Below are 6736 nucleotides of genomic sequence, written 5' to 3' on the forward strand. Positions count from 1 at the left end.
CACCTCCGTATTACAAATCAAGTAGCAAACTCACCATGCGTTCAATTAACGGTGAAGGACTCGGCAGCCGCTCACCGGTGGACACCACCAATGCCGCTGCAAACGACAATAACCCAAGTACGCAGCTAAAGATAAAATCCTTCTTGGGGGCGGTTCTATAAGTCTGAACTTGATCCAACAATACGATAACGGCGTATAAGAGAATCGTAAGCAGGATCATCGAATCTCTTCCTCCATTTTCAGCGAATGTTTGGTGGATGCCGTGCCTTTGATGAGCACGTCCGCTTGTACCGTCACCTTTAATCTGGAAAAATGCTCGTCCCAGTCCGGCTCTAACCTTTTCCACAATTTTGGAAACTTCTTATGAATCTGATTGCCAAATCCGAAGATATCTTGTTGATACTGTTTTTGGGCGATCTGAATGACTTTCTCCATTTCTTTGACCATCTTCTCTTCCATCCGCTGTTCCAACTCTACCCGCCCTTTAGCCGATAGAAAATCGACCATGTTCTCTTGCGCTTCGTCTATGAAGGTAGTGGTGTGCGTCTTGACTCGGATTTCGACCTCTCCATCCACGAGGACCGGTTCTACTTTTGTTTTACTCCTGACAATTTCCAAGGAAATGCCCGGCGGATGATTATATCCGCCCAGCGTTAAGACGCCTCCACGAATTTCATCGCGTAGAAACAACACATATTTGGTATCTTCCTCACTGATCGTCCCGAGCATCCGATCTCGGTCAAACACAGCCAATCCGCCAATCGATGCCATCTTCCCCTTCTCATGCTCCTTCAGGTAAATCAGCGGAAGTATGCTGCTTATGCCAGGCGTATTCACCGTATCAGCGAAATCAAACAACTCCATGACCGGGGCGGAGGAAAACAATTTCTCATTATCCAGCATTTCATTCAGCTTAAAGGACAACGGCATATCCATGTAGCTGTCGCTTCGAAGCACGTCAGCAGCGTTTTCATTTTTGGATACCAGAATATGGATATCCGCCCGCGTCTCTGTATCGCGGATATACCAATCAATAACTTTGGCGGCTCCTTCCCGTGCGATGTCCTGACTCAAAATAATCACTTTGGCGTGCGCCCAGTACAATTTTCTGCCCGTCTCCGCAATCATTCGACGTACAATGTCAAACATCGTCTCGCCTGTTAAAGAAATATGACTATAACCAACCGTCAGCACGTCTTGTCCGCCGGACCCGTCGACCGTCTCGAGCGTGAGCCGAATTTCCCCCTCCTTCTCGCCTTTGTCAATTGCAATTCCGGCGATGGTGGTCATTTTCTCGATTTCCCGATAATTCCAACAGCCGGTTAAGGATAAAACCATCAGGCTGCTCAACATCACGGTCAGCAGCTTGGCCCCAAGTTTGATCGACATCGTTCTCACCTCATGACCTTACGAATCCGCCGTTTCGTCTGGATGCGGAGGGTTCCCACCCTCGATGCCCACCAAGGACCTCGGATTAAGGTATCCTGAATGTCATCATCCTTGATGGAACCTATGGTGAGCATGTAAGGCACACCAAAACTCCGCAAGCTCATCAAGTGGACGATCACACCAATTAAGCCAAATAAATATCCGTAGATCCCCATAAACGTGGCTAACGTCAGCAAAGTGAAACGTGTAAAAATAGAGGCGGCTTTCATCTTGACGTTAATCAACGTTGTGATCCCGGTAATACCAACGACAATCACCATCGGAGCGCTGACAACTCTCGCATCTACGGCTGCTTGCCCCAGAACCAAAGCTCCAACGATACTGACCGCCTGACCGATGGAGTTGGGAATTCGGGTCCCTGCTTCACGGAGAATTTCAAACACGAGTAACATCAAGAAGCATTCCGCCACCGTCGGCAGCGGAACGGATTGTCTAGCTGCTGAAATGCTGAGTAGCAGTGGAGTTGGGATCATCTCCTGATTGTAAGTCACCAAGGACACGTAGATGGCCGGAACGCTGACCGCTAGAAATTCGCCAATGAACCGAATCATCCGGTTAAACGAACCAAACAAGTAGTTGCTGTAGTAATCTTCACTCACCTGGAAGTATTCATTAAATAAAAACGGGACCGTGAGTACAAACGTGCTCCCATCCACCAGCACAGCAATACGCCCCTCCATAATTTTGCCTGCCACGGTATCAGGGCGTTCCGTATTGCCCACTGTCTCAAACGGAGTCAGGATGTCATCCCGAAGCAATTCCTGCAGTTCCCCGGAATCGACAAGGGCATCGATCTGAATCCGCGCCAAGCGCTTCTTCAGCTCCTCCAAGATTTTCAGGGAAACCGAGTCCTCCAGATAACATAGACAAACCGACGTATTGGTTGTTTCCCCCAGCTCCATGAATTCAAACTTTAACTTTGGGTTTTTCACCCGTCGACGGATCAGCGACAAATTGGTAATCAACGTTTCGGTAAACCCTTCACGAGGCCCAATCACCGACTTTTCCGTTCCCGGTTCCGAAACTCCTCTGCTTTGTAAGCCTTGCGTCTCAATGAGCAGCGCCTGATCATGCCCCTCCAGCAACAACAAGGTATTGCCATTCAGCAGCTCGCTTAAGAGGGCATTCATGTCGTTTGATAATTCGAGCATGCTGACCTCGATGATCCCCTCCATCAAGAGCTGTAAATAGGGAATACCACGGTTTTCCTCGGAAGGCTGGAAATGAAAGATCGGCCGGAGGATGTAGTTGCTTAACGTCTCCGTGCTGACCATACCTTCAATATGAATTAAACAGCCGCATAACGACTTCACTTGAGGGTGTTGAAATCTACGAAATTTGATGGTGGAATCATTGGGAAAGATGCTTTTGAATAATGCGATATTCTCATCAACTGAAGAATGAAGGCTTTCCTTGATCTGCAAGGGAATTCCTCCTTTCACCAAAGGGTGTGGATATGTTATTCCCAATTCAAGCAAAATTTATCAATGAAGCCTTTCCTGATTATGCATAAAAAAGACAACGGGGACACCTATTCTTCCCCGTTGCCTTTGTCAGAGCTTAGGCTGCCGATCACTGGGTAATCAGCCAAAAGGCCTCCCAAGCCCCCCGACCTGATCCCGGTTCGCCACCAGTCCAGCTCCGTTATTCAATTCCACGCTCACGTACTTGTTGTTAGCCAAAGCGAACAGGGCGATCGCCCCGTCGGGCAGCTGTTCCTTCCGGAACTTCTCCCAGAGTTGAATGCTCTCGCCGCGGGCGATCAGCTTGCCGCCGTCGTTCAAGTCTGCGGTGACGTATTTTCCATTGATTTTGGATTTAAGCGAAATGGTTCCATCACTATTGTTGATCACTTCGAACAGCTCCCAATCCTGGGCGGTATCGCGATTGGCGACCAAAGGAGCGCTGCCAGCGTTCTCTGCGCTGACAATCTTCTTATTCGCTTCCGAGATCAAATAGACGAACCCGGTAGGCGTCGGCGACGGTGTTGTGCCCGTCGTATATTTTTTCACCAAATTTTGCAGGGTCGTGTTCGGTCTAAAATTCTCCGTATTAAACTTGCTCCATTTAGCGGCGATTGTCTCCGGACTGTCGCTGTAGATGTTAGGTACCGGATTGGGGTTGTTGTTGAAATACCCCCAGTTCCCGTAGTTCGAGCTGACCTTATACGTCCAGTTCGTCCAGGAAATGTTGGAGGCGTTCATTCCGGCCAGGAACTTCTCCCACAGATCGGTAAAATCAAACAGGCAAAATTCTCCGACATACACCGGTACGTTCCACCGGGCTTGGTGGTCGCGCAAGCCTTGCAAGGCGGTATTCACCAGACGGTTCTGCGCATTCCAATCCGAAGCCTCGTTGCCGGCCATCGCGTAATAGTGCATTTCGTACACTACGTTGGTCCAACCAAAGGTGTCCGGGTCATAGAGCTGGTTCCAGTTCCAAGCAGCTTCGATAAAAATCGTATGATCAGGGTCGATCGCGCGGATCGCCTTATACAGTCGGTCATAAAAAGCGTTTAACTGCTCCTTGCTCACCCGGTCAGGTTCGTTTAACAGATCGTAACCTGCCACGGTCGGATTACCTTTAAAATGGGCGGCAATCCCTTCCCACAACCGAACGGTACGGTCCTGGTATTGCTGGTTCTTCCAGAGCTGCGGGTCCGAGTTGACCTCACCGGAGTTATCAAAGGTGTTCTGGGCGCCAAACGTACCGTGCAGATCGAGCAGGACATAAATGCCCCGTTCCCCCGCTTCACGGACGAGCCAATCCAGCTTGCTCCACGGATCCGCCTTCCAGTTGCCATACTTGTCCATCAGCTCCAGGTAAAGAATCGGCACGCGGACCATATTCATCCCCATGTTTTTGATATTGTCCAAATCCCGTGTAGTCAGCCAGGCGTCTTGATACGTTTTGATCAAGCTTTCCGCCGTTTGCGCGCCGTGCAGGTTCGTTAACGTTTCGCGCAGCGTCCATTCATCCTTCACGCCCAGCGGTGACATCCAGCTCTCCTGCAACAGCCAGCCGCCAAGATTGGTCCCCCGCAGATTGACGATATTCCCTGTGCCATAGTTGTCCCGCAGCACCGCACCACTAGCTTTCAGGAAGCCGCTCTGCTCGATTCTTGACACGTTCGCACTGGAATCTCCCTCCGCAGCTTGAGCCGAAGGTGCAAACATTGAGTTACTTAAGGTCATTGCAGCAAGTAGCACCGTGAGTAGGATGGTTCGGAGTAATCTCTGGATGTCACGGACAGCATTCGGTTGGTTCATGATCATCACAAATCCCCCTTAATGACAATAATGGTTTATATTTCCATATCAAACATAAACTATTATTGTAAGCGCTGTCAATAGGAAGATGATTTCATAGATTTTGTTAGAGAATCTCTTCGATCAGCTGTGCAATCCGCGCCTCATCAATTTCATCCCGAGTAGGTTTGCCTGTCAGAAAAGAACGCTGTCTTAGATAGACCACTGCCTGCTCCGCCATTTCCAGAGACATAGAGGCTTGGGAGCTTTCTCTAAGTAGCTCAACTTTCTGGCTATACAGGATCGTATTTCGCTGCAAGATGAACCATTTGGTCTCCCGCTCACTCAGGCGCTCCACAACTACGAAATTCTCGTTCTGCTCTATAAATCCGGCAATCTCCTCCTGCCTCGCGAACAGATCGATGGCATGAAGAGCATCCCTGAGCTTGGCTGCGGCTTCAAAATCAAATCGTTCAGAGGCGTCCCGCATCCGTCTCTCCAACTCCTCCCGGAGGCTGGAATCCGAGCCATCCAGCAGCGCAGTAAACCGATCCATCATGCGGTTGTTGCACTCAACCGCTTCCCCGCCTAAGCATGCGCCGAGACATAAGCCCAGCGAATGGTTCAAACAGGGAAATCCAATGGGCGCTGATCGTGGACGGCTGCAAGCGATACGCAAAGCTTCGCGAACGCTTTGGACAGCCGCCTCAACAGCATACCGACTCGCCGAATACGGTCCATAAACTTGGCGGGTTCCCGGGGCGTCCGGCACATCAGCAACTTCCAGGTCCCAGATCCCGTCTGTGTCGCAGATCGCTAAATAAACATAACCGAGTGGGCTCTTCATCTTTTTGTTATACATCGGCTTCAGTTCTTGAATCAGCCGGCACTCCAGCATCAGCGCTTCAAATTCGGTGTCAGTCCTGCGGATTTCCAGATCCTTCACATTACGCGCCAATCTCTCCACCTTCTTGGAGCGGTGACGGGAGGCATGAAAATAAGAACGTACCCGTTGCTGCAAGTTCTTCGACTTGCCAACATAAATGACGCCTCCTGCCGCGTCCTTCATCAAATAAACCCCCGGCGCTGCCGGAAGGGTGCGAAGCTGCAGCTCGATCCGTTCGTTGGTCATGGAGCAAACTCAATCCGTTTGATGACGTTACCAGTAAAGTCTTTTACCCTAAACGCTCCTGCTTCCAAGAGGCCATAGGAATTGGGGAAGTTCTCCTTCGGCAATGCGATGGACCCCGGATTCAGGACGTAGATGCCGTCTTTGATATCGGCTACTGGCACATGCGTATGCCCCTGAATAAACACGTCGCCCGGCGCCAATGGCGGAAGCTGATCGATGCTGTATCCGTGCCCATGCGTGACGTAAATACGACGTCCTTCCAAGTAGAGCATGGCATAATCCGCCATCATCGGAAATTCCAGCAACATCTGGTCCACTTCCGCATCACAGTTCCCGCGCACAGCGATGAGTTGATGCTTATGTTCGTTCAGCGTTGCCGCGACCCGCTTGGGATCATAACCGTCAGGCAGCGGATTTCGCGGCCCGTGATACAGGAAATCCCCCAGCATAATGATTTGGTCAGGCTGCTCCTCGGCTACTTTCGCCATCGCCCGGTCCAGCCAAGCGCTTGATCCGTGAATATCCGAAATCAACATCAATTTCATCGAAACCAACTCCTTATCTCTTTCGTTTTAGTATAAAGGAAGAACATCTGGCTAAATACATCGAAATCTTGATCAATCGGAGGTACCTTGCATGAAGTCCTTCAAAAAATGGGCGGTGATCCTTCTTGTCTTTTGGGGCATATGGAAGATATTCTTTTTCCTCCTTAACGATGTTCTGTTTGCAGTGCTGACGTTTCCTGATCCTTATGCCAATATCCTTCAGATGGTCGGTATGGGAATGATCCTGCTGTTATCTCTTATCTTCACTGCGCTTCTCGTCAAAGACAGCGCCTGATAAGCAAGAAAGATAAGAAAAACGCCTGGCGGCGTCCTTTTAAGTTCGTTCAACTGAGTTCATACGT

The 6736-nt window shown here is 50.0% G+C and carries 7 protein-coding genes; 1 reads left to right on the top strand and 6 read right to left on the bottom strand.

What is annotated here, in order from left to right:
• Positions 1-10: 10 nt before the first annotated feature.
• The 6 genes from RW092_RS08500 to yfcE form a co-directional block, all read right to left on the bottom strand.
• Positions 11-220: a hypothetical protein gene (locus RW092_RS08500; RefSeq protein WP_016312867.1), complete on the bottom strand. Its 210-nt coding sequence runs from the start codon at positions 218-220 to the stop codon at positions 11-13.
• Positions 217-1389: a Ger(x)C family spore germination protein gene (locus RW092_RS08505; protein ID WP_316009979.1), complete on the bottom strand. Its 1173-nt coding sequence runs from the start codon at positions 1387-1389 to the stop codon at positions 217-219. The genes RW092_RS08500 and RW092_RS08505 overlap by 4 nt, the downstream gene beginning before the upstream one ends.
• Before the next feature lie 5 nt (positions 1390-1394).
• Positions 1395-2873: a spore germination protein gene (locus RW092_RS08510; RefSeq protein WP_316009980.1), complete on the bottom strand. Its 1479-nt coding sequence runs from the start codon at positions 2871-2873 to the stop codon at positions 1395-1397.
• 159 nt (positions 2874-3032) lie between these two features.
• Positions 3033-4724 (bottom strand): cellulase family glycosylhydrolase, encoded by a 1692-nt coding sequence (locus RW092_RS08515; RefSeq protein WP_316009981.1) that lies wholly within the window; start codon positions 4722-4724, stop codon positions 3033-3035.
• A 100-nt stretch (positions 4725-4824) separates the two neighbouring features.
• Positions 4825-5829, bottom strand: coding sequence for a GIY-YIG nuclease family protein (locus RW092_RS08520; protein ID WP_316009982.1), 1005 nt, complete (start codon positions 5827-5829; stop codon positions 4825-4827).
• Complete coding sequence (gene yfcE, locus RW092_RS08525; RefSeq protein ID WP_316009983.1) at positions 5826-6374, bottom strand: phosphodiesterase; 549 nt, start codon at positions 6372-6374, stop codon at positions 5826-5828. The genes RW092_RS08520 and yfcE overlap by 4 nt, the downstream gene beginning before the upstream one ends.
• Positions 6375-6465: 91 nt before the next feature.
• On the opposite strand from yfcE, the gene RW092_RS08530 reads away from it, so the two are divergent.
• Positions 6466-6669, top strand: a complete 204-nt coding sequence (locus tag RW092_RS08530) for a hypothetical protein (protein ID WP_316009984.1) — start codon at positions 6466-6468, stop codon at positions 6667-6669.
• Positions 6670-6736 lie beyond the last annotated feature (67 nt).

Origin of the sequence: Paenibacillus sp. 3LSP (assembly GCF_032465655.1) — a bacterium.
Lineage (GTDB): Bacteria > Bacillota > Bacilli > Paenibacillales > Paenibacillaceae > Fontibacillus > Fontibacillus barengoltzii.

Coding starts and splice junctions, on each gene's coding strand:
- RW092_RS08505 (WP_316009979.1), bottom strand. CDS start 1,389: ATGTCGATCAAACTTGGGGCCAAGCTGCTGACCGTGATGTTGAGCAGC.
- RW092_RS08500 (WP_016312867.1), bottom strand. CDS start 220: ATGATCCTGCTTACGATTCTCTTATACGCCGTTATCGTATTGTTGGAT.
- RW092_RS08520 (WP_316009982.1), bottom strand. CDS start 5,829: ATGACCAACGAACGGATCGAGCTGCAGCTTCGCACCCTTCCGGCAGCG.
- RW092_RS08530 (WP_316009984.1), top strand. CDS start 6,466: ATGAAGTCCTTCAAAAAATGGGCGGTGATCCTTCTTGTCTTTTGGGGC.
- yfcE (WP_316009983.1), bottom strand. CDS start 6,374: ATGAAATTGATGTTGATTTCGGATATTCACGGATCAAGCGCTTGGCTG.
- RW092_RS08515 (WP_316009981.1), bottom strand. CDS start 4,724: ATGATCATGAACCAACCGAATGCTGTCCGTGACATCCAGAGATTACTC.